Origin of the sequence: Burkholderia territorii, assembly GCF_902833055.1 — a bacterium.
In the GTDB taxonomy this organism is placed as follows: Bacteria; Pseudomonadota; Gammaproteobacteria; order Burkholderiales; family Burkholderiaceae; genus Burkholderia; species Burkholderia territorii.
Genome location: NZ_CADFEJ010000021.1, coordinates 60,282 through 83,011, shown reverse-complemented (window position 1 = coordinate 83,011; position 22,730 = coordinate 60,282). Strand labels below are relative to the sequence as shown.

The following is a 22,730-nucleotide window of genomic DNA, read 5'->3' as shown; positions in this document are numbered from 1 at the left end:
ATCGAGGCGGCGCGTTTCAATTGATGCCGGGCATTACGCGCGAGCAGGTTTCTGCCACCGTTCCCGCGCATTTGTCATATCGATCGATTCGTTCGTTGCGGCCGCCGCATTCCCGGGTGGCCGCGAACGCGCAACGTACGTCAATCCGGCGCCACCGCCGTCGATTCCCGCACCACGAGCTCCGGCGCGCCGATCGTATGCACGGCCGCGGCCGGCTCGACGCCGTCGATCATGTCGAGCGTCAGTGCGATCGCTCGCGCGGCGATCTGCGACGTCGGGAACCGCACCGTCGTCAGCGCGGGGCGGAACTGGTGCGCGAGCTGGATATCGGTCATGCCGACCACCGACAGATCGGCAGGCACGCGCTGCCCGAGGTCGGCCGCGGCCTGCATCGCGCCGATCGCCATCAGGTCGTTGGTTGCGAACAGTGCGGTGAGGCCACGCTTCGCCCGCAACAGCGCGGCGGCCGCTTCGTAGCCGCCTTCGATCGAATCGTGCGTCGACACCGTCGTCAGCGCCTTCGCTGGATGGCCGCGTGCCGCGAGTTCGTCGGCGAACCCGCGCAGCCGCACCGACTGCGGGCCGCCCGAGCCTTTGCCGACGAGCGCGCCGAACCTGCGATGTCGCAGCCCGGAGAGGTGCGCGGCGGCCAGCGCGCCCGCGGCCGCGAAATCGACGGTGACGCACGGCAGCGTGCGCGACGCATGCACGTGTTCCCACATGCACAGCACGATCGATGCGCCATGGCGCGCGATGTCGGCGAGTTCGGTTTCCGTGAGATCCGTGTTCATCACGATCGCGCCGGCGGCGAGCGTACCGGCGATGCGCTCGAGGTAGTTGCGCGTAATCGCGGGATCGTCGTCGGTATTGGACACCAGCAGGTAATGGCCGCGCTTGCGCGCCTCGCGTTCGGCGGCCAGCACGAATTCCGGATAGAACGGGTTGGTGATGTTCGACAGCATCAACGCGAGCGTGGACGTGCGGCCCTCGGCGAGCGCCCGCGCGGTCAGGTTCGGCCGATAGCCGAGCTCGCGGATCGCCGCCATCACACGCTCGACGGTCGCCGGCTTCACCTTCTGCGGATTGCGCAGCACGTTCGAGACCGTCGCCGCGGTGACGTTCGCGCGCTGCGCGACTTGCGCGAGCGTCACCATGCACGGCCTCGGCACGGGCGGGCAAGGCTGCACGACGGCAGCGAAGCGGGGGAATGTCTGCTCATATTCTGGGAGTGCGTCCCACAAGTTGCACAGGGACAGCCGATACGCTAATTTCTCGACACATCAGATCAAGGAGACGACATGGTACGGCGAACCGGGACAACTGCACCATCAAAATTTAAGCGTTTAAATTTTGTGACCCGAAGCGCCTGACCAGGAGAGGAGAGCGCGATGACCGCCATTTCATTGAAGGACGTCTCGAAGCGCTACGGCGAGCACGCGCCGGTGCTGCGCGACGTGAACCTCGAGATCGCATCGCATGAATTCTGCGTGTTTCTCGGTCCGTCGGGCTGCGGCAAGTCCACGTTGCTGCGGATGATCGCCGGGCTCGAGGACGTGACCGAAGGCGAGCTGCGGATCGGCGGCGCGCGCATGAACGACACGCCGCCCGCCGAGCGCGGCGTCGCGATGGTGTTCCAGAGCTATGCGCTGTTTCCGCACATGACCGTGTTCGACAACATCGGTTTCGGCTTGCGCATCGCCGGCACGCCGAAGGACGAGATCCGGCGCCGCGTGACCGAGGCCGCGCGCGTGCTGCAGCTCGACGCGCTGCTCGATCGCAAGCCGAAGGCGTTGTCGGGCGGCCAGCGGCAGCGCGTCGCGATCGGCCGCGCGATCGTGCGCGAGCCGCGCGTGTTCCTGTTCGACGAGCCGCTGTCGAATCTCGACGCGACGCTGCGCGGTCAGACACGTGTCGAAATCGCGCGGCTGCACGCGCGCTTCACGCAGTCGAGCTCGGTCTACGTCACGCACGACCAGATCGAGGCGATGACCCTGGCCGACCGCATCGTGCTGCTGCACGCGGGCGACGACGTCGCGCGCTTCGGCAGCATCGCGCAGGCCGGTGCGCCGCTCGAGCTGTATCACCGGCCGGCCAACCGCTTCGTCGCGGGCTTCATCGGCTCGCCGAGGATGAACTTCCTGCCGGCCGTCGTCGAAGCGGGCGATGCGCACGGCTGCCGACTGCGGCTGGACGGCACCGGCGAAACGGTGACGCTGCGCGATCGCCCGTTGCCGCGCCACGTCGGCAGCGGCGCGCGCGTGACGCTCGGGATTCGTCCCGAGCATCTGACGGTTGCGGCGTCCGGCGATGCCGAGCATCCGGCGATCGTCCGCGACATCGTGCTCGTCGAGCAACTCGGCGAAGCCGCCTACGTGCATCTCGACCAGCCCGGCGGCATGCCGCTGCTCGCGAAGCTGCCGGGTCAGGCCGCGTTGCGGCGCGGCGAGCGACATGCGTTTCGCGTGCCGCCGTCGCGCTGTCACCTGTTCGACGAGGCCGGCATTGCGTTGCCGGCCATCCACGCCGAAGCGGCGTTCGCATAGCGGCGCAACGCCGACTTGCCGCGCGACGCGGCACCCATCACACCAATACCAGGAGACAACGATGAGACTTCGTGCGAGCCGACTGCTGCTTGCGTTGACCATTGCCGCCGCGTTCACCGCGCAGACGGCCGACGCGGGCACGCTCAAGGTGAACGTCGCCGCGCGCGGCAACCAGCGCGCGACGTGGCAAGCGGTGTTCGACCAGTTCCACAAGGCGAATCCCGACATCGACCTGAAGATCAGCTACGTCGGCGAGGAAGCGTACAAGGTGCAGATGTCCGGCTGGCTCGCGACCGATCCGCCCGACGTGCTGAGCTGGAACAACGGCGAGCGGCTCGCGTATTTCGCGAAGCGCGGGCTGATCGAGGACCTCAGCGCGGACTGGCAGAAGAACGGCTGGAACGACACGTATGCGGCCGTCAGGCAGTCGTCGACCTACGGCGGCAAGCTTTACAGTTTGCCGCTCGGCTACGACGCCTACGGGTTGTTCTACCGCAAGGACCTGTTCGAGAAGGCCGGCATTCACGGCGAGCCGACCGACTGGCCGCAGTTCCTGGATGCGTGCCGCAAGCTGAAGGCGGCCGGCATCGCGCCGATCGCGGTGGCCGCGCGCGATGCGTGGACGCTGGCCGCGTGGTTCGACTACCTCGACTTGCGGATCAACGGCTACGCATTCCACCAGAAGCTGATGGCGGGCGACGTCGCGTATACCGATCCGCGCGTGAGGGCCGTGTACGCGGCCTGGAAGAAGCTGATCGACGACAAGTATTTCATCGACAACGCGTTGTCCTACGACGTCGATTCGCTCAGTCCGCTGATCGTCAACGGCCAGGCCGCGATGACGCTGATGGGCACCTGGTATTCGGCCGGCCTGCTGAGCGCGACGCGCAACCCGATCAGCTTCTTCCGCTTTCCGGTGATCGACGCATCGGTGCCGCTTGCCGAGGATGGCCCGGTCAACGTGATGATCGTGCCGGCGAAGGCGCACAACAAGGCGGATGCACGGCGCCTGCTCGCGTTCATGGGGCAACCGGCGGTCAACGGCGAATTCGCGAAGGGGATGGGGCAACTGCCGTCGAACAACAAGGCGCCCGAACCGCAGGACCCGATCTCGAAGATCGGCTTCCGCACGCTCGCGACGACGCCGGGCGGCATCGCGCAGTTCTACGACCGCGACATGACGAAGGAAATGGCGGACGAAGGGATGAAGGCGATGCAGCAGTTCCTGTCCGACCCGACGCAGCTCGACGCGATCCTGCAGCGGCTCGAGCAGACGCGCAAGCGCATCTATCGGAAGTGATGCACCGCGCGCCGGGGCGGCGACAACGCCGGTCCGGCGCGTCGGCGTCGCCGTCGCGCCCGTTTCGTCAGTCACGTCCGTCACGTCTGTTTCGTCTGTTTCGTCGAAGGTCACCTCATGTCAACCAGCTTGTCCGAAAGCACCGCGCGCCGTGAAGCCGGCCCGCGGCGGCATGCGCGCGCGTCGCTCGCCCGCCGGCGCAACCGTGCGGCTCTGCTGTTCGTGCTGCCCGGGTTCGCGCTCTTCACCGTATTCGTGCTGTATCCGATCGTCAGCAGCATCTGGCTGAGCTTCCACCACTGGGACGGGATGACGCCGATGACCTATGCAGGGCTCGACAATTATCGCGAGCTGCTGCAGTCCGATACGTTCTACGTCGCGCTGAAGAACAACGTGCTGTGGCTCGTGCTGTTCCTCGCCGCACCGCCGCTCGGCCTCGCACTCGCGCTGTACCTGAACCAGAACGTGGTCGGGATCCGGCTCGTGAAGTCGCTGTTCTTCGCGCCGTTCGTGTTGCCGGGCGTCGTCGTCGGGCTGGTGTTCTCGTGGTTCTACGATCCGACGTTCGGGCTGCTGAAGCTGATCGTCGGGCACGGCATCCCGGTGCTCGGCGATCCGCGTTATGCGACCTACGGCGTGATCGCCGCCGCGCTGTGGCCGCAGATTCCGTTCTGCATGATCCTCTATCTGACCGGGCTCACCGGCATCAACGGCGAGATCGTCGAGGCGGCGCGGATGGAAGGCGCGCGCGGCTTCACGCTGCTGTGGCACGTGATCCTGCCGCAGTTGCGGCCCGCGACCTTCATGGCGGTCGTGCTGACCGTGATCGGCGCGCTGCGCAGTTTCGACCTGATCTCCGTGATGACGGGCGGCGGCCCGTTCGACAGCTCGACCGTGCTCGCTTACTTCATGGTCGACCAGGCGATCAAGTACTACCGCGAAGGCTATTCCGCCGCGATCGCGGTCGTGCTGTTCGCGATCATGCTCGTCTACATCGTGTGGCAGCTGCGCAAGCTGGTGCGCGTCGAATCATAAGGATCGCGAAAATGTATCCGATGCCCGTGTCCCGCTGGGGACGTCCCGCCCGTTGGCTGTACCGGCTGTCGCTGCCGTGCGCGCTCGCGCTGTGGCTCGTGCCGCTGCTCGCGGTACTCGTCACGTCGATCCGCTCGACCGACGAGATCATCGCCGGCCATTACTGGGACTGGCCGAAACAGTTTGCGCTGCTGGACAACTACGGCGCCGCACTCGCGCAGACGCCGATGCTGCATTACTTCGCGAACAGCGTCCTGATCACGGTGCCGTCCGTCGCCGCATCGATCCTGCTCGCGTCGCTCGCGGGGCACGCGCTCGCGAACTACCGGTTCCGCGGCAACCTCGTGCTGCTCGGGCTGTTCGTCGCCGGCAATTTCGTGCCGATCCAGATCCTGATGATCCCGGTGCGGCAGATCATGCTCGGCGTCGGCCTCTACAACACCGTGTGGGCGCTCGTGCTGTTCCATACCGCGTTCCAGACCGGCTTCTGCACGCTGTTCCTGCGCAACTTCATCCGCGAGCTGCCGTTCGAGCTGATCGAGGCCGCGCGCGTCGAAGGCGCGTCCGAGTGGGCGATCTACTGGCGCGTCGTGCTGCCGCTCGTGCGGCCGGCGCTCGCCGCACTCGCGATTCTCGTGTTCACGTTCGTGTGGAACGACTACTTCTGGGCGTTGTGCCTCACGCAAGGCGACGATGCGGCGCCGATCACGGTCGGCGTCGCCGCGCTCAAGGGGCAGTGGACGACCGCGTGGAACATCGTGTCGGCCGGCTCGGTGCTCGCCGCGCTGCCGTCGGTGCTGATGTTCTTCGCGATGCAGAAGCATTTCGTCGCGGGGCTCACGTTCGGCGCGACGAAAGGCTGATCCGTCCAATTCTCATTCTTCAAGGAATCCACGATGCATCTCGGCGTTTGCTACTACCCCGAACATTGGCCGCGCGAACAATGGGCTCGCGACGCGAAGCGGATGGCCGAACTGGGCCTGACCCGCGTGCGGATCGCCGAATTCGCATGGAGCCGGATGGAGCCGGAGCCGGGCCGCTACGACTGGGCGTGGCTCGACGAAGCGATCGACACGCTCGCCGGCCAGCAGCTGAAGATCGTGCTCGGCACGCCGACGGCCGCGCCGCCGAAATGGCTCGTCGATCGCCATCCGGAGATCCTGCCGGTCGGCGTGGACGGTGCCGTATGGCAGTTCGGGTCGCGCCGCCATTACGACATCGCGAGCCCCGTGTATCGCGAGCATTGCGTGCGCATCGCGGACGCGATGGCACGGCGCTACGGCACGCATCCGGCAGTCATCGCATGGCAGACCGACAACGAGCTCGGCTGTCACAACACGCTGCCGAGCTATACGCGTGCGGCGCTCGAAGGGTTTCGCGCGTGGCTCGCCGTGCGCTATGGCGACATCGATGCGCTGAATCGTGCATGGGGCAACGTGTTCTGGAGCATGGAGTATCGCGGTTTCGACGAGATCGAATTGCCGCGCCATACGCCGACCGATGCGAATCCCGCGCATCTGCTCGACTTCCGCCGCTATCAGTCGGACGAGGTCGCGCGGTTCCACGCCGTGCAGGTCGATGCGATCCGTCCGCACGCGCCGGGCCGCGACGTGCTGCACAACTTCATGGGCTTTTTTACCGAGTTCGATCACCATGCGTTTGCGCGCGGCGGGCTCGACGTCGCTGCGTGGGACAGCTATCCGGTCCCGCGCACCGAAGTGCTGCCGCTCGACGAAGCGGACAAGCGGCGCTGGGCTCGTACCGGCCACCCTGACGTTTCGGCGTTCTCGCACGACCTGTATCGCGGCATCGGCAACGGGCGGATGTGGGTGATGGAGCAACAGGCCGGGCCGGTGAACTGGGGGCCGTACAACCCGGTGCCGCACGCAGGCGCGGTGCGGCTGTGGACGTGGGAAGCGTTCGCGCATGGCGCGGAACTCGTGTCGTATTTCCGCTGGCGGCAGTATCCGCATGCGCAGGAGCAACTGCACTCGGGGCTGAATGCGCCAGACGACCGGCTGTCGCCCGGTGGCCATGAAGTCGCGCGCGTCGCGCGCGAACTCGCCGCGCTCGATGTCGAGCTCGCCACTGGCGCGTGCGGGCCGGCTCGCGTCGCGCTGCTGTTCGACTACGAGGCCGACTGGATGATCCGGATCCAGCCGCATGGCGCCGACTTCGACTACCAGCAGCACGTATTCGACTGGTATCGCGCGTTGCGCGAACTGGGGCTCGACGTCGACTTCATCGCGGCCGATGCCGACGTGTCGCGTTATGCATTCGTCGTCGTGCCGACGCTACCGGTCGTCACGGAGCGCGTCGTCGAGCAGGCCGCGCGCGGCGATGCGCACTGGCTGTTCGGGCCGCGCACCGGCTCGCGCACGGCGCAATTCGCGATTGAGCCGGGGCTTGCGCCCGGCAAGCTGCGCGACGTGCTGCCGGTGCGGATCGGCCAGGTCGAGTCGCTGCGGCCGTCGCTCACGCCGCGCGTCACGTTCGACGGCGTCGACGGCCGCGCGCTGAAATGGCGCGATCACATCGACATGGAATCGGCGAGCGGCGTCGACGTGCTCGCGGCATGCGACGACGGCGTGCCCGCGCTCGTGCGGCGCGGCCGCGTGACGATGGCGACCGCCTGCTTCGACCACGCGCTGTTGCGTGCGATCGTCGCCCGCTGCGCGCGCGACGCCGGACTGCCGGTGCACGCGTTGCCGGAAGGCGTGCGCTTGCGGCGGCGCGGGCGTGTCGTATTCGCGCTCAACTATGGCGACGCGCCGTGCACGCTGCCGGCGCCGGACGGTGCGCGCTTCGTGCTCGGCGGCCCGGAACTCGGCGCGGTCGACGTCGCCGCATGGGTCGAGCCGGACTGACGCGATGCAATCGCTGCGGTCGCTACAGTCGCATTTCGCGCGCCTCGCCGCGATCGCGCATTTCCTGCCGCTGTCCGGCGCGGCGCTGATGCTCGGCGTCGCGATGTCGTTTACGGCGCCGTACCTGTCGCTGTTCGGCGTGGAGGCGGCGGGGATGTCGCCGTTTCTCGCGGGCATCTTCATGACGCTGATCGCGGCGAGCGGCGTCGTCGCCAGCACGTGGGCAGGGCGCTGGTCGGATCGCCGAGACCGCCACCGGCCGTTGCTCGTCGTCTCGCTCGTGGCCGCCGCGCTCGGTTTCGCGCTGTTGTGCGTGCTGCGTGCGCACGGGCCGGTGATCGCCGCCGGCACGATCCTGCTCGGGGCGGGGGCCGTGTCGCTGTCGCAGATCTTCTCGTTTGCCCGCGCGGCGCTGCCGGTCGATGACGATGCGCAGCGCGAGCTGGCGTCGGCGGCGCTGCGCACGATGCTGTCGGTTGCCTGGGTGTTCGGCCCCGCGCTCGGCGCGCTGATCCTCGCGCAGACGGGTTTTACAGGGCTTTTTCTCGCGGCATCCGCGGGTTTCGTCGGATGCGCGGCGATCGTCGCGCGGATTCCGGAACCGGCGCGGCGGCCGCCGGCGGCGCATGTGCGCGCGGCGGAGCGCGCCGCGTCGCTGCCCGCCAGTACGCGTGCGGAGATCGTCGTCGCACCGCGTGCAAGCGTGTGGCGCACCCTCGTCGCGCTTACGCTGACGGGGCTCGCGGCGAACGCGACGATGATCGTGCTGCCGCTGTACATCGTGCGCGCGCTCGGCGGATCGCCGGGTAACGTATCGGCCGCGCTGGGTCTCGCCGCATTGCTCGAGATTCCGATGATGCTTTGGCTCGGCATCCGGTCGACGCGGCTCGACAAGGCGCGCTGGCTGACGGCGTGCGCGGCCGTGCATGCCGTGTATTTCGTCGGGCTCGCGACGGTGACGCGCGTGAACATGATCCTGCCGCTGCAACTGCTGAGCGCTTGCGTGGTCGCGATCACGTCGTGCCTCGGAATGACGCGAGTGTGCGACCTGATGCCGACGCGTCCCGGCACCGCGACCGCGATGTTCTTCAGCACCGCGCGCGTCGGCTCGATCGCATCGGGCGTGCTGTCCGGCGCGTGCGTCGATCTGTTCGGCTATCGCGCGACGTTCGCCGGGTGCTGCGTGCTTGCGCTCGTCGCGTTCGCGCTGCTCTGCATGGACGCGCGCGGCGAACGGGGCGGTGCGAGTGGCGCAGGCAGCCGGCCCGCATCGGGCCGCCGCCGCTTCGATGCACCGCACTGACGCGTGATGCGTCGGTGCGGTGATGGCGTGACATTACGAATGCGTCAGCGCTGGCGATACGCGTCGAGCGACGACAGCGCGTTGCCGTGGAAATCGAACAACGTGTTGTTGTCCCATTGATCGCCCGCACCGAGCTTCCAGCCGACACCCGGTGTCGGGATCCATTCCGGCTCCCACCAGAACACGCCCTTGCCGCGATTGCCCGGCACGCCCTTCACGATATCGACGACCGCCGCGAGGAATTGCGCCTGGCCGGCCGGCGACGGCGGGAACGCGGTCGAACCGGTGTTCGTCATCGCGTTCGGTTCCGAATCGCCGTCGCTGGTGGTCCACGGATACGCGGTTTCGACGACGATCAATTCCTTGTCGTAGCGCACCGCGAGGTCGTTCGCATTGTTGCGCAGGTCGTCGAGCGCGCCTTGCCATTGCGGGTAGTACGACAGGCCGATCACGTCGAACGCGACGCCGCGCTGCGTCGCACTGTCGAACCACCAGCGGCTTTTCGCGTTGTCGCCGCCGCTGTCGATGTGCAGCATCACCTTGATGCGCGGATCGACCGCCTTCACCGCGTCGCGCCCCGTCTTCAGCAGCTGCGCCAGGTTGTCCCACTGGTCGTAGCGGCCGAGCGGCCACAGCATGCCGCCCGTGATCTCGTTGCCGATCTGCACCCACTCGGGACGCACGCCGGCACGCTGCAATTGCCGGAGCACGTCGGTCGTGTAGGCCGACAGCAGCGCGCACGTATCGGCGAGATTCTTGCCGGCCCACGCGTGCGGCGGGTATTGCTTGCCCGGGTCGGCCCACCAGTCGCTGTAGTGGAAATCGATCAGGATGCGCATGCCGAGCGCCGCCGCGCGCTGCGCGAGCGCGACGACATGGGCCGCGTTGTTGTAGCCGGCCGCGGCGCTCTGGTTGGCCGGGAAGAAGTCCGGATTGCCGGGATCGTTCCAGACCTTGATGCGGATCGAATCGACGCCGTGCGCGTGCAGGATCTTCAGGCAGTCGCGCGGATGCCCGCGGTCGAAGTATTGCGCACCGTGCGCCTCGAGCTCCGGCAGGGTCGACACGTCGGCACCCATCGCGAACGGGGCACCCGCGGCGCGCGCGGTGCCTTGCGCGATGGCCGGCAACGTACCGGCCAGGTCGACGCATGCGAGCGCCGCGGTCGAGAGACTCCAGCGCAACATCGATCGTCTGTTCATCGTCATCCTCCAGTATCGGGCCCGGTCGATCGATCTCGGGATCGCGGGCTTCGTCGGTTTAAGCGCTTAAATTTCAGCCTCGGTTCGAGGCGGAATCGAGCGTAGCGCAGCCATGGATGCCGATGCAAAGAACATGTGCGTTGCTACTATCTGGCGAAGATTTCGTCGGGGTTGCCGTCAATGAAACGCCGAAGAACGCCGTCCCTCGTAGTCCATCGGAACCAACGCGCGAAGGCCGAGCGGGCGGGACGCCTGCACCGTTGCGTGGTTCGCGACGTTCTTCGAGAGGCCTTGCCATATCGCCATCGATAGCCGCAAGTGCTGTGCCGCACGCCTTTGTCGGCCTGTCGGTCTGCAGAGGGGGCGACGCACAGGAGCGATGCAGGATGCCGCCGAATTTGTAAATTCTGCAGCGGGCCGGTCGGACGAGGGCATGTGGGCGGTGCGCGAGCGGCGGCATGTTGCTTGCTGGAATCCGGGTTAGCCGCGGCTGTTTCGACGCGCGTTGCGTCAGCCTTCAGCCACGCGGCCAAACCGCAGCGCAGGGAGGGCAGCATGACGAAATCCAGCCAACCGAAGGACACCGCGCCGCACGTCGAGCCGCGCGAATCCGCCGCTTCGCCGGAGCGGCGCGGCCCGATTCCGGGCGAGCCACCCGGGCGCCCGGGTCACGCGCCGGGCGGCGGCGAACTCGACTCGATTCCGGACGACCAGGCGCGCAAGGTCGTACCCGACGATCCGCGCCAGACAGAGGCGCGCGATCCGGCCGGCAAACCGTGGCCCGAAGGGCACGACTCGCCCGACGATTCGGGCAACCGGCCGCGGCCGCTCTAGCCGGGCGGCGGGCGCCGACATCACGTGCCGCCCGTTCGTCTTCATCCGTACACGCAGAACCGGGCCCGCCCCGGTTCACACACGCACCGGAGCCATTCATGTCATCAGATGAAGTATCCGAATCACGCCGCAAATGGATGCAGGGCACGACGGCGAGCCTCGTCGCCGGCGTCGCGCTTCCGGCGGTCGCCCAGGCAGGCGGCGCGTCCGATGCCGGCGACACCGCACCGCACGATCCGCGCACGCTGTATCCGCACGCGCCGTTTCCCGAACAGCACCAGCCGTGGCCGGGTCTCGCCGGCCGCATGACGCCGCGCCCCGATCACGGCGAGCGCAGCTACCGCGGCAGCGGCCGCCTCGACGGCCGCAAGGCGCTCGTCACCGGCGGCGATTCCGGTATCGGCCGCGCGGCGGCGATCGCATTCGCACGAGAGGGCGCGGACGTTGCGATCGCCTACCTGCCGGACGAGGAGCCCGACGCGCGCGAAGTCGTGCAATACATTCGCAGCGCGGGCCGCAAGGCCGTGCCGCTACCCGTCGACATCCGCACCGAAGGCGCGTGTAACGGGCTCGTCGAGCAAGCGCTCGCCGGTCTGGGCGGATTGGACATCCTCGTGAACAACGCGGCGCGGCAGCACAGCCACGATTCGATTCTCGACATCAGTACCGAAGATTTCGACTGGACGTTGCGCACCAACCTGTACGCGCTGTTCTGGATCACGCGCGCGGCGATTCCGCACATGCCGCCCGGCTCGGCGATCGTCAACACGACGTCGGTGAACGCGTACGAGCCGTCCGTGAACCTGCTCGACTATGCAATGACGAAGGCCGCGATCGCGAACTTCACCAAAGGCCTCGCGAAGCAGATGATCCAGCGCGGGATCCGCGTGAACGGCGTCGCGCCCGGGCCGTTCTGGACGCCGTTGCAGGTGAGCGGCGGCCAGACCGAGAAGAACGTAGAGACGTTCGGCCAGCAGGTGCCGATGGGGCGGCCCGGACAGCCGGCCGAACTCGCGTGGATCTACGTCGAACTGGCGTCGTCGCGGGCCAGTTACGTGACCGGACAGATCTACGGCGCGTCGGGCGGCGGCGGGCAGCCGTAGCGCGTTGGCCGGTGTGTCGGTTCGCGCATCGGGCGGAGGCGGCTTCATCGGTGCGGTATACCGGCTCGCGTGGCGTGCGATGTTGCCAAGCGAATGGCGCCAGACACAGTGAAGTATCGTCCTGTCCGGCACATGCCGGCTTAGCGCCGGAAGGGTGCCGATCCCTCGACGCCCGCCGCGTTCGACCATGCGTCAAGGCCGTCCGTCCCGGCGCGTTGGACCATATGGCGAAACCAGACAGTAAATGCATGCGGCTCGCGATCGATCCATCGGAACAGCACCGACACTTCGACCCAGCGCCAATCTTCGGCTTCCTCAGGATCCGGCATGACGAGGCCGTCGTACCTGCCCGCGTGGATATGGACCCACTCGTGTTCGACCAGCCCGTTCGTCAACGATGCACGATAGCGCAACGTATCGACCTTCCGCAGTTCGCAGACGAATCTCATTTCCTCGTCGAGTCGGCGGCGGGTGGCGTCCGCGAGCGTTTCGCCGGGTCGCGGGTGCCCGCAACAGGTATTGCTCCATAGTCCGCCCGAGTGGTATTTGCCATGTGCCCGTCGTTGCAGCAGCAGACTTCCTGCCGCGTTGAACACGAAGATGGAAAACGCGCGGTGCAGCAAGCCGTCGCGATGCGCGCGCATCTTTCCGCACACGCCGACGGGATTGTCGTCCACATCGACCAGAATCAGTTGGTCGTCCATTTCGGGATCGCTCACGGTGCGGTGCCTGGATGGGCGCGCAGCGCGGTGCGATGCGCCGTCGCATGCTGTAACGAAGCCGTGTCGAATGAAGGCGCAGCCTCCGCTCGCATATCGCCGTCGTGCCACGTCGAGCCGGCCTCGACAAAGTGTTCGACCGACGCGCGAATGCCGGCCGCGTCAAGCCCGTGCATGCTGAGAAGCTTTGCTGGCTCGCCGTGCTCGATGAACGCGTCGGGTAATCCGAGTCTCAGCACCGGCCGCGAAAGCCGGAGATCGGCCAGCGCTTCGATGCATGCGGCGCCCGCCCCGCCGTGGAGACAACCCTCCTCGACGGTGACGAGCACGTCATGGGTGCGCGCGATCTCGCTCAGCCGTTTGATATCGATCGGTTTCACAAACCGCATGTCGACGACCGTCGCATCCAGTTCGTCGGCGGCTGCGAGGCTCGGCGCGACCATCGTTCCGAACGCAAGGAACGCGATGCGTCGGCCTGTCGACGCCGCGCTCGCACGCCGCATTACCGACACACCGACGGGCAACGCCGTCAGCTCGGCCTCGATCGTGGCGCCGGGACCGGTGCCGCGCGGATAACGCACCGCGCACGGCCCGGGATGGTGCAGTGCGGTGTGCAGCATCTGCCGGCATTCGTTCTCGTCGGAGGGCGCCATCACCACGAGATTCGGCACGCAGCGCAGGTAGGCCAGATCGAACGCGCCCATGTGCGTCGCACCGTCGGCGCCGACGATGCCGGCGCGATCGATCGCGAACGTGACGGGCAGGCGCTGCAGCGCGACATCGTGGATCAGCTGGTCGTAGCCGCGCTGAAGGAACGTCGAGTAGATCGCGACCACGGGACGCATGCCCTCCGCTGCGAGCCCCGCCGCGAACGTGACCGCATGCTGTTCGGCGATCGCGACGTCGAAGTAGCGCTCGGGAAAGCGACGTTCGAAGTCGACGAGCCCGGAACCGTCGCGCATCGCGGGCGTGATCGCGACGACGCGTTCGTCACGGGCCGCTTCGTCGCACAGCCAGTCGGAGAACACGCGTGCGTAGGTCGGCCGCCCGGGCTTGCCAGGTACGAGACCAACGGCGGGATCGAACTTTCCCGGGCCGTGATATCCGACGGGGTCGCGTTCCGCATGTGCATAGCCATGCCCTTTCTGCGTGACGACGTGCAGCAGATGCGGTCCGGGCACGCGCTTGAGATTCATGAGCGCATCGATCAACGCATGCACGTCGTGCCCGTCGATCGGCCCCGCATAGTTCAGCCCGAATTCCTCGAACAGCGTGGCCGGCGCGAGCCATCCCTTGACCTGGGTTTCCATCCGGTTCGCGAGCTGGCGCATCGGCGGCGCGAGATCCAGCACGTGCTGCATGTGCCGCTTCGCCTGCGTGCAAGTGCGACCGGCGGTCAGTCGGGCGAGCGCATGACGTAGCGCGCCCACGGGCGGCGAGATCGACATGTCGTTGTCGTTGAGCAGAACGATCAGCGGTAACTCTCCGGCAACGCCCGCGTTGTTGAGTGCCTCGAATGCCATGCCCGCCGACAGCGCGCCGTCGCCTATCACCGCGACGCAATGGCGTGTCTCGCCCTTCAGGCGCGCCGCATGCGCCATTCCGAGCGCGGCGGAAATGGACGTGCTCGAATGCGCTGTGCCGAACGCGTCGTATTCCGATTCGGCCCGACACGGAAAGCCCGAGATGCCGCCGTTCTGGCGGATGCCGGACATTGCGTCGCGGCGGCCGGTCAGAATCTTGTGCGGATACGACTGGTGGCCGACGTCCCAGACGATCCGGTCGTACGGGGTATCGAAAGCGTAATGCAGCGCGATCGCCACTTCGACGCTGCCGAGATTCGACGCCAGATGGCCGCCCGTCTTCGCCACGCTGTCGAGCACGAACGCGCGCAATTCGTCGGCGAGCGGCCGCAACGCGTTCGCCGGAAGCCGCCGGAGATCGGCGGGAAACCGTATGTCCTGCAGGGTAGTTTTCATGGTGTCCCCGGAACGCGACGAGACCGGTCGAAAGCGATTTCAATGACTTCGATAATTTCGAAAATCTAAATCAACGCCCGACCCGCCAGCCTTTTCGTTTCTTCTTCATTACACGCACTGTGCCTTGGGCGGCTTGTGGCTCGAATAAAAAACAATTCCTTGAAAATATCAACGCGCATGCATATAAATGACTTGCGCTGGACGATGCTGCGGGAATGATAGTCGCCGGTTATTTTAATTGCGAGGTTTAAATCAGCGGGGTCAAATCAACAATCGATTTTCCCTTCCCATAACAAAGGTTTCGCGTCTCAGGATCGGAGCGGCCGCTTCGCCGTACCGGTCGTGCCGGCGTGCGCCCGTCATTTGCGTCGAGGCCATGGAACGGTTCGTTCGATGGCCGGACGGCGGGAATTGCCTTGTTGTAGTTTCGAGAGCGAAAGCGGCCGAAAGCGGCCCGTAATGGACGGCACGATCGTGTCCGGCCGAGATTTTGTTTATTCCCGATTTATTTCATATCGGGTGCGTAACGGTTGCGCATTGTCATTTTTCGACGATTGGAATGAACGGGGAATAATATGGATCGGATCAGCGAACAGGCCATCACGGATACTCACGCGCGACGAAGCGTCCGGCGGTTGCCGATTCGTCAATTGCAGGGAAAATCGGTCAGTGATTATCAGCGCAAGATCGAGACGACTTACGAAGGCGATCCGGCGGACTGGCGCAAGGCGATCGGCGAATATCTGTTGTTTCAGTTCGGCGTATACGACGACCCGCGCTCGACACCGCCGATTTCGCTCGACGAGTCGGGCATCCGGTATTTCGAACGGCAATTGCATCTCGCCGGTTTCGACGAGCCCGACCACCCGTCCGTCGAGCGGATTCTCGACATCGGTTGCGGTTGGGGTTACATCCTGAAGTACCTGGCTGACCGCTTCCCGCATTGCATGCGACTCGATGGCGTCAACGTGAGCCGCGAGCAACTCGAATACTGTGCGCAGCTGCATGCGAAGCACGGCCTCGAGGACCGGATCAATCTGTATCAATGCAACGCGCAGGACGTCGACCTGCTGCCCGACGCTGCGACGCCGTACGACCTGGTGATCATTCGCGGCGTGATCTCGCACTTTCCGAACGCGCTGTACGAAAAGGCGATGAAGGCGCTGTATCCGCGTGTACGGCCGGGCGGCTCGGTGGTGATTTCGGACAATCTGTACAACGTCGCGCTCGACGACTACCGTTCCGACACGCCCGATGACGTCGACCGGATCGCATGCAAGCACCGCAAGACCCCCGACTATTTCGCGAAGGTGCTCACCGATGCCGGCTTCACGTTGCACGACATGCGCGTACTGCCGTCGAATATTGACGTCGCGCGCTGGCTGATGGACTCGAAGGCGAACATCGAAAAGCACTTCCCGCAGGGAGCGACCGGGACGCTCGAGGAATTGCGGGTGCTGGCGGAGAACTGGTCGGTCGCGCTGATCAAGAACAAGGTGTCGACCTACAGCGTGATCGTGACGCGGCCCGCGGCATAACCGACGGCGAACGCCGGATACTCATGACAGGCGATTCAATCGGGGAGCGGCTATGTCGGCCACGCAAAACGTCCTGACCTCCGGCGCGCTGCGCTTCGGGGACACGCTGCGCTTTCCGCCATTCGGATTCCGGGCGCGGCACCGTCGCCAGCCTGACGCCGACGCCCTGCTCGGGCGGGTCGATGCCGACGACTGGCCATACATCGTCGCGTTCTACCGCAGCGAGGAGGCCGCCGACGCGAACCGGCGGCATCTGCTGCCGCTGTTCGGGTCGCTGATCTGCCCAAGTGCGTCGGCCGAGCGCAGTTACTGGATCATGCGGCAGGTGGAACTGATCGCGGTGATGGACGATCACTTCACGCTGCCCGATGTCATCGACGACCCGGTTCAGCTGGCCGCATTGGGCGACGTCTATGGCCGCGCGGTGGACGGGGTCCGGCCGTCGGACGCGCATCCGCTCGCGCAACTGCTGCACGACACGGTGCGGCCGGTGCTCGCGATGCTCGCGCCGGACGCGTCGCTGCCGCACCGCCTGACGCGCGCAATTCACGACGTGATCGACTATCTGTCGCATCCGGTCGTTCACCGGATGGATGCACTCGGCTTCGACGAATACCTGCGCATACGGCGATGCGAAACCACTGCCGAGTGGTGCGCGCTGCTCGTCGAGTTCGGTATCGACGTGGACATGGCCGATGCGTTGGACGACAACGCGGATCTGCGCGAGGTACAGCGGGCGGCGGCCGATCTCATCGTGATCATCAACGATCTCGGGTCGTTCCGACGCGAGTTCTCGAACGACGACGCGCTGAACGGGATCTGGCTGCTGGTGCGTCAGCAACACCTGAGCGTGCAGCAGGCGCTCGACCGGTTCGCCGCGCTGGCCCGGGAGACGGAGGACAGGCTGCTGACCGCGCGCGACCGTGTGCTGGCGTCGCCGCTGGGCAGACGTGACGACGTGTGCCGATACATGGATGAACTCGTGTTTTTCTACGCGGGATGTGCGGAGTTTCATACGTTCTCCGAACGCTTCTTCGGCCGCGATTGCGCCCAGGCCTTTTATTCGGGCGAGGTGACGATCGAGCGGCTTCTGCTGCCGCAGGACATTGCCGGTTTTTCGACCCATGCCCAGTCTCTCGCCAAACCGAGGTGCGAAATGAGCTCGCTTCATGACGATGCTGCCCGGATCCATGTCATCGATGGCCATCATGCCGACCATTACCAGGACAGTATCGAGCGCGTCTATGCCGACCCGCCCGACGAATGGCGAAAGATCATCGGCGACGAGTTCTGGTTTCAGTACGGTGTGTTCGACGACAGGACGAGCCGGACCGGAACGCCGATGGACGCGTCCGGGCGGCGCCACATGGACCGCCAATTCGAACTTGCGGAGCAAAATGGCGCCGATCTGTCCGTCGGATCGGTACGGCGTGCGATCGATATCGGTTGCGGATGGGGGCCGGTGCTCAAATACATCGCCGAGCGATTTCCGGCGTGCACGCGCATCGATGCGGTAAACGTCAGCCCGGTGCAAATGGACTACGTGCGCAAGTCGGTCGAGCGCGACGGGCTGGCCGATCGCGTCAATCTGTATCTCTGCAATGCGAAGGATATCGGCGCGTTGCCCGAACCGGACGTGCCGTTCGATCTGGCGATTCTGCGCGGCAGCATCTGTCAGTTCACGCCGGAGGTGATGGAGGACACGATGGCCGCCTTGGCCGAGCGCATGCGCGCCGGCGGGACCGTGATCATCTCGGAGACGCTCTACAAGACCGATTTGGCGACCTACCGGCCGTTCATTCCCGACGAGGTCGATCGTGGCGCGGCCGGTCACCGCAAGACGCCGGAAGGGGTCCGGAAGGCGCTGGAAAGTCACGGATTCGCCGTCCTCGACGAAAGGATCCTTCCGACCAACGACGAGGTCGTGCGCTGGTACGCGATCCTGCGCGAAAACATCGAAGCGCATTATCCGTCGGCGCGCAGCGAGGTGTTCCAGCAGTTGCACGACATGTCGATCAGCTTGTCGGATGCACTGGAGAAGGACAAGGTATCGTCCGTCAGCTTCATCGCGCGGCGACTCACATGAGCGGCGCCGGGCAACCGTGCCACGCGGGATCGGTGCCGAGGGCGCCCACGGTCGTCGTGTCGCGACGGAGATCGTGCGGATCGTCGGCGGACGATCGTTCCGGATTCGCCGGATAGCACCGGAACACGCCGGGTGTGGTTCCGTTTCATCTCATCGAACGCTTACTGTCTGTCGGAGATTCCGTCATGAACATTCGGGACGTGCGCCCAGTCGCTTCGTTTACCGTTGCACGTACCGAGAACGATACCGACGCTTCACCTGTTCCGGTGATCAAGCCGCGCCGCCCGATGCCTTATCCGAATGGCTGGTTCGCGCTGTGTCATAGCGACGAACTCAAACGAGGCGATGTTCGTATCGCGCCGTTCATGGGGCATGAACTGGTCGTGTATCGAACTGCCCAGGGTGAAGCGCACGCCGTCGAGCCTTACTGCCCCCACTTGGGCGCGCACTTGGGACACGGTGGAAAAGTTGACGGAGAAGTGTTGGTGTGCCCGTTTCACGGGCTTGCGTTCGGCCCGGATGGAGGCTGTGTCCACGCGCCCAACGGCCGCCCTCCACATGCCGCGCTGACCAAATGGATAACCCGTGAGCGCAACCGTCTGGTCCTGGTCTGGCGCGACAGTGCCGGACGGCCGCCGAGCTGGGAAATACCGGAAGTGCTGGCAGGAAACGGATTCGGGTCACCCAGTCAGATTGTCGACACGCTCGATGGATACGCGCACGACCCCATCGAGAACAGCACCGACGTCGTGCATTTTGCGTATCTGCACGGGTTCACCGAGGTATCAATGGCCCACGAACTGCGCGAGTCGGCGATTGCGATCGACTTCAGCGCCCGATACCGCGGCGTGCCGCTCTCGATTCGTTTCGTCAACTACAGTCCGAACTGCCTGACAGCGACCGCGACTGCGCCGAGCCTTGGCGTCAGCATTTTCAGCACGATCTTCACCACGCCGACGGCGCCGTTGAAGTACGCAAGGAGAATATCGAATTCCGTGCGTGTCTCGCGGTTCTCGTCCTTGCCTGACTGGCTGCTCAAACCGGTCTATTCGATCCTGACGCCGCTCGCGGATCGCTGGATCATGGGAAATGCCCGACAAGATCACCCGATCTGGACGAATCGAAATTATCTGACCCATCCCAAGCTGATGGAGGGCGAAGCGTCAATGGCAGCGTTTCGACGTTGGATGAAACAATTCTATCCAGAGTGAATCGCCCCCCCGGGCCATCTTCACATCGACGGCGATACGACTCGGTAACTTGAGAACTCTGTCATGATCGACGAACGTTCCGAACCGGCTGGACAAGACCGTCTCGCGGACGAGCTTGTGTCGGAGCTCCGCGAGCTGGTCACCGGTTTGCCCGACGACGCACGGACGGCCGCGTCGGTCTACGAAACCGCGCTGGTCTTGTTTCATCAGCCCGCGACGGGTGATCGCCGAACGGTGCAGGACTGGCTGCGCGACGCGCAACACGCCGACGGCGGGTGGTGCGATCCGGGCTTTCCGAAGTTTCGCGTCGCGTCGACGCTGGCCGCGATGCTTGCGCTTCAACGAGCCGACAACCGGCGATACCACGCCGCGATCGATGCCGGATGCGCGTTCCTCGATCGGCAGGCTCCTTACTGGCGCACCGCGACGCTCGACGACATTCCGGTTGGGTTGGAGATCATCTGGCCACGCCTGCACGCAGAAGCGCAACGGGCCGGCTTGCGGTTTTCGTTGAGTCCGCCTGCGACGTTGAACGTCATCGGGCAGGCGCGCCTCGCGAAGCTGGGCGGTGCGGCAGCGTTGCCCGCCGGCCATCCGGCATTGCACTGCTGGGAAGCATGGGGAAGCGTGCCCGTCGCCGCGTCGCTCGGGCCGGAGGGTAGCCTTGCGATCAGCCCGTCGGCGACGGCGGCCTGGCTGCGGGCCGCTCACGACCATGGGCTGGCCCCCGCGTTGATGGAGCGCGCCGCGAATTACCTCCAGCAAGCATGGCGGGGAAGCGAGGCTGCGGTGCCCGGCGTGTTTCCCTACGTGTGGCCGCTCGACGTTTTCGAATGCGCGTACGTACTGTACTCGCTCGGCCTTGGCGGGTTGAACGCTCATCCCGCGCTGATCGAACCGATGACGCGCGCTGCTTCCTTCCTGAGCGCCCGGATCGGCGAACGCGGGGCAAGCTTCGCGGCCGGCTTCGATCCCGACGGCGATACGACGTCCGTTGCGATCGCCGCGCTGTCGATGGCGGGGGCCGCCACGTCCTGCCGTTCGCTCGCGCACTTCGCCAACGGCGACGTCTATGCGACCTGCCCGGGCGAGCGCAATCCGTCGCTGTCTACCACGGTGCATGCCATGCACGCACTTCGGCTGCAGCACGAGCCGCGCGCTGCGGTGAGCGCGTACGTGCTCGCGCAGCGCGACATCGACGGCTTGTGGCGCGGCGACAAATGGCATGCTTCGCCGTTTTTCCTGACCTGCCACGCGTTCGCCGCGCTCGATCACGACGAGGTCGAGCGACACGGCGCACGGACGCTCGAAAGCTTGCTGGCCTGCCAGCACGCGAATGGCGGATGGGCCGGAACGGGCACGCCGAATTTCGAGGAGACCGCGTATGCCGTACTGACGATCGACAGGCTGTGTACGTGTACGCGCGGGCCGGTGCCGCCGGTAGCCCGCGACAGCCTGCTGAAGGCGTTCCGCTGGATGCGCGATGCCTACTACCGATCGTCGCGGGCGCCGGCGCTCTGGATCAACAAGGAGCTGTCGCGTCCGACCCGTGTGGTGCGCGCGGTCGAACTGGCCGGACTGTGGGCGGCCCATCGGCGCGTCGACGCACGGGAGGCCGCATGCTGTTAAATCCATTGAGTCGCCGGGTGCGCATGCTGCAGGGGATGCCGGTACTGCCCGGGGCCTTTCCGGTGGTCGGCCATCTGCCCGCCGTCGCGCGCGCGTTGCCGGACCTGCTTGCTTACGGCGAACGCCACTGGGGAACACACTTCTGGCTCGATATGGGCGCGATGGGCCGAATGCTGGTCTGCACGCGCCCGGACGCCTTCGATCTGTTCAACAACAAGGACGTGCTCGCGGACTTGCTGGGCGACGTCGCACCGGCGATGCGCGACACGATGGCCACGCAGGACGGCGAGCTTCACCGGCGCACGCGCGCATGGGCGAATCCGTCGTTCCAGCCGCAAGGGCTGTCCGCCGCGAAGGTGGGCGAGCTGTTCGCCGACGTGATGATGTCGTGGATCCGTGAGTGGCCGGCGCGCGGGCCGATCGACCTGGTCGACGAGACGAGTGCGCTTACGCTGACGATGATATTTCGCATGCTCGGGATCGCGGAAGACGATATCGCGACCTGGGAGACGCACTACCGGCACTATGCGCTGGTTTCGCTGCTGCCGGTCGACCTACCCGGCACGCCGCAACGGCGCAGTCGCCGCGCGCAGGCGTGGATCGATGCGCGTCTGCGTGCGCTCGTCGACGAACTCCGACGAAACGCCGGTGACAGCGGCCTGCTCGCAACACTGGTCCGCTCGCCGGCTGCGCCGGACGCGTCGTCCCCGGAGTCGAATTTGCTGGGCAATCTGCGCGCGCTGATTCACGCGGCGCACAAGACCACGGCGGTCACGATGGCGCATCTGGTGATCCGGCTGACCGAGTACCCTGATCACTGGGATGCGCTCGTCGCCGAAGCCCGCGCGGCGGGTGCCGTGCCGCGGAATCCGTCGGAGCTGGCACGCTTCCCGTTTGCCGAAGCGCTGTTTCTGGAAACGCTGCGCACCGAACCCGCGTTTCCGCTGGTGTTTCGCCGAACGCGGGAACGGATCGAGTTGGGCGGACGCGAACTCGAGGCCGGAACGCGGCTGATCATCCCGCTGATTCTGCTGTCCCGCGCGCCGTCGCTCTATCCGCAGCCGGATGCGTTCCTGCCGCAGCGCTGGCTCGAACATCACGGCACACACAAGCCAATTCAGACACTGCAATTCGGCAGCGGGCCGCACCGCTGCCTCGGATTTCATACGGCATGCATGCAACTGGTGCAGTTCGCCGTGACGCTGGCGCTGGTACTCGACGAACGGAACCTGCGCCCGCAGCTCGTGCCGCCGCGAACCGGCGGGCGTCGCCGCTTCCCGATCAACTATCCGTCTCGGCAAACGCAGGTGGCATTTCGTTCCGTCTCGTCGAAGGACGACACCCTGCCGGAGATTCCGTCATGACCCCATCGGACGTCCAT

Annotated in this window: 17 protein-coding genes; 13 read left to right on the top strand and 4 right to left on the bottom strand. The window is 66.0% G+C overall.

From position 1 onward, the window contains the following. Window positions 1-140 precede the first annotated feature (140 nt). Window positions 141-1,154 carry a LacI family DNA-binding transcriptional regulator gene (locus HW466_RS26425; RefSeq protein WP_151003511.1) on the bottom strand — a complete coding sequence of 338 codons (1,014 nt, stop codon included), beginning with the start codon at window positions 1,152-1,154 and terminating at the stop codon, window positions 141-143. Between the two features lie 234 nt (window positions 1,155-1,388). Between HW466_RS26425 and HW466_RS26420 the strand changes: the two genes are divergently transcribed. The 6 genes from HW466_RS26420 to HW466_RS26395 all read left to right on the top strand — a co-directional run bounded on the left by HW466_RS26420 (window position 1,389) and on the right by HW466_RS26395 (window position 9,048). Continuing rightward, the gene (locus HW466_RS26420; protein ID WP_059769459.1) at window positions 1,389-2,543 is read left to right on the top strand and encodes an ABC transporter ATP-binding protein; all 1,155 of its coding nucleotides are present in this window, start codon (window positions 1,389-1,391) and stop codon (window positions 2,541-2,543) included. Between the two features lie 61 nt (window positions 2,544-2,604). Further along, window positions 2,605-3,843: an ABC transporter substrate-binding protein gene (locus tag HW466_RS26415; protein WP_059502415.1), complete on the top strand. Its 1,239-nt coding sequence runs from the start codon at window positions 2,605-2,607 to the stop codon at window positions 3,841-3,843. 117 nt (window positions 3,844-3,960) lie between these two features. Further along, window positions 3,961-4,878 carry a carbohydrate ABC transporter permease gene (locus HW466_RS26410; RefSeq protein WP_151003514.1) on the top strand — a complete coding sequence of 306 codons (918 nt, stop codon included), beginning with the start codon at window positions 3,961-3,963 and terminating at the stop codon, window positions 4,876-4,878. A gap of 11 nt (window positions 4,879-4,889) precedes the next feature. Further along, window positions 4,890-5,741: a carbohydrate ABC transporter permease gene (locus HW466_RS26405; RefSeq protein ID WP_059502410.1), complete on the top strand. Its 852-nt coding sequence runs from the start codon at window positions 4,890-4,892 to the stop codon at window positions 5,739-5,741. Between the two features lie 33 nt (window positions 5,742-5,774). After that, a complete protein-coding gene (locus HW466_RS26400; protein ID WP_151003516.1) occupies window positions 5,775-7,745 on the top strand; it encodes a beta-galactosidase in 1,971 nt (656 codons plus the stop codon). Between the two features lie 4 nt (window positions 7,746-7,749). Continuing rightward, the gene (locus HW466_RS26395) at window positions 7,750-9,048 is read left to right on the top strand and encodes a sugar efflux transporter (RefSeq protein ID WP_151003518.1); all 1,299 of its coding nucleotides are present in this window, start codon (window positions 7,750-7,752) and stop codon (window positions 9,046-9,048) included. Between the two features lie 44 nt (window positions 9,049-9,092). On the opposite strand, the gene HW466_RS26390 is transcribed toward HW466_RS26395, so the two are convergent. Next, entirely contained in the window at window positions 9,093-10,250 is a 1,158-nt protein-coding gene (locus HW466_RS26390) for a glycoside hydrolase family 53 protein (protein ID WP_059868148.1), read from the bottom strand. Between the two features lie 555 nt (window positions 10,251-10,805). On the opposite strand from HW466_RS26390, the gene HW466_RS26385 reads away from it, so the two are divergent. After that, window positions 10,806-11,084 carry a hypothetical protein gene (locus HW466_RS26385; RefSeq protein WP_059502406.1) on the top strand — a complete coding sequence of 93 codons (279 nt, stop codon included), beginning with the start codon at window positions 10,806-10,808 and terminating at the stop codon, window positions 11,082-11,084. 98 nt (window positions 11,085-11,182) lie between these two features. After that, on the top strand, window positions 11,183-12,187 hold the full coding sequence (locus tag HW466_RS26380; RefSeq protein WP_059868116.1) for an SDR family oxidoreductase: 1,005 nt from the start codon (window positions 11,183-11,185) through the stop codon (window positions 12,185-12,187). Between the two features lie 140 nt (window positions 12,188-12,327). Here HW466_RS26380 and idi read toward each other — a convergent pair whose 3' ends face one another. Continuing rightward, a complete protein-coding gene (gene idi, locus HW466_RS26375; RefSeq protein ID WP_244138238.1) occupies window positions 12,328-12,906 on the bottom strand; it encodes an isopentenyl-diphosphate Delta-isomerase in 579 nt (192 codons plus the stop codon). Next, entirely contained in the window at window positions 12,903-14,885 is a 1,983-nt protein-coding gene (dxs, locus tag HW466_RS26370) for a 1-deoxy-D-xylulose-5-phosphate synthase (RefSeq protein ID WP_151003520.1), read from the bottom strand. The genes idi and dxs overlap by 4 nt, the downstream gene beginning before the upstream one ends. A gap of 650 nt (window positions 14,886-15,535) precedes the next feature. On the opposite strand from dxs, the gene HW466_RS26365 reads away from it, so the two are divergent. The 5 genes from HW466_RS26365 to HW466_RS26345 all read left to right on the top strand — a co-directional run bounded on the left by HW466_RS26365 (window position 15,536) and on the right by HW466_RS26345 (window position 22,713). Beyond that, window positions 15,536-16,423 (top strand): SAM-dependent methyltransferase, encoded by an 888-nt coding sequence (locus HW466_RS26365; RefSeq protein ID WP_230938182.1) that lies wholly within the window; start codon window positions 15,536-15,538, stop codon window positions 16,421-16,423. A gap of 52 nt (window positions 16,424-16,475) precedes the next feature. Next, window positions 16,476-18,509, top strand: a complete 2,034-nt coding sequence (locus HW466_RS26360; protein WP_151003522.1) for a terpene synthase family protein — start codon at window positions 16,476-16,478, stop codon at window positions 18,507-18,509. Between the two features lie 185 nt (window positions 18,510-18,694). Continuing rightward, complete coding sequence (locus HW466_RS26355) at window positions 18,695-19,720, top strand: Rieske 2Fe-2S domain-containing protein (RefSeq protein WP_239006100.1); 1,026 nt, start codon at window positions 18,695-18,697, stop codon at window positions 19,718-19,720. 63 nt (window positions 19,721-19,783) lie between these two features. Then, window positions 19,784-21,349, top strand: a complete 1,566-nt coding sequence (locus HW466_RS26350; protein WP_151003524.1) for a prenyltransferase/squalene oxidase repeat-containing protein — start codon at window positions 19,784-19,786, stop codon at window positions 21,347-21,349. After that, the gene (locus tag HW466_RS26345; RefSeq protein WP_151003526.1) at window positions 21,340-22,713 is read left to right on the top strand and encodes a cytochrome P450; all 1,374 of its coding nucleotides are present in this window, start codon (window positions 21,340-21,342) and stop codon (window positions 22,711-22,713) included. Before HW466_RS26350 ends, HW466_RS26345 begins: the two co-directional genes overlap by 10 nt. The last annotated feature ends 17 nt before the right edge of the window (window positions 22,714-22,730 follow it).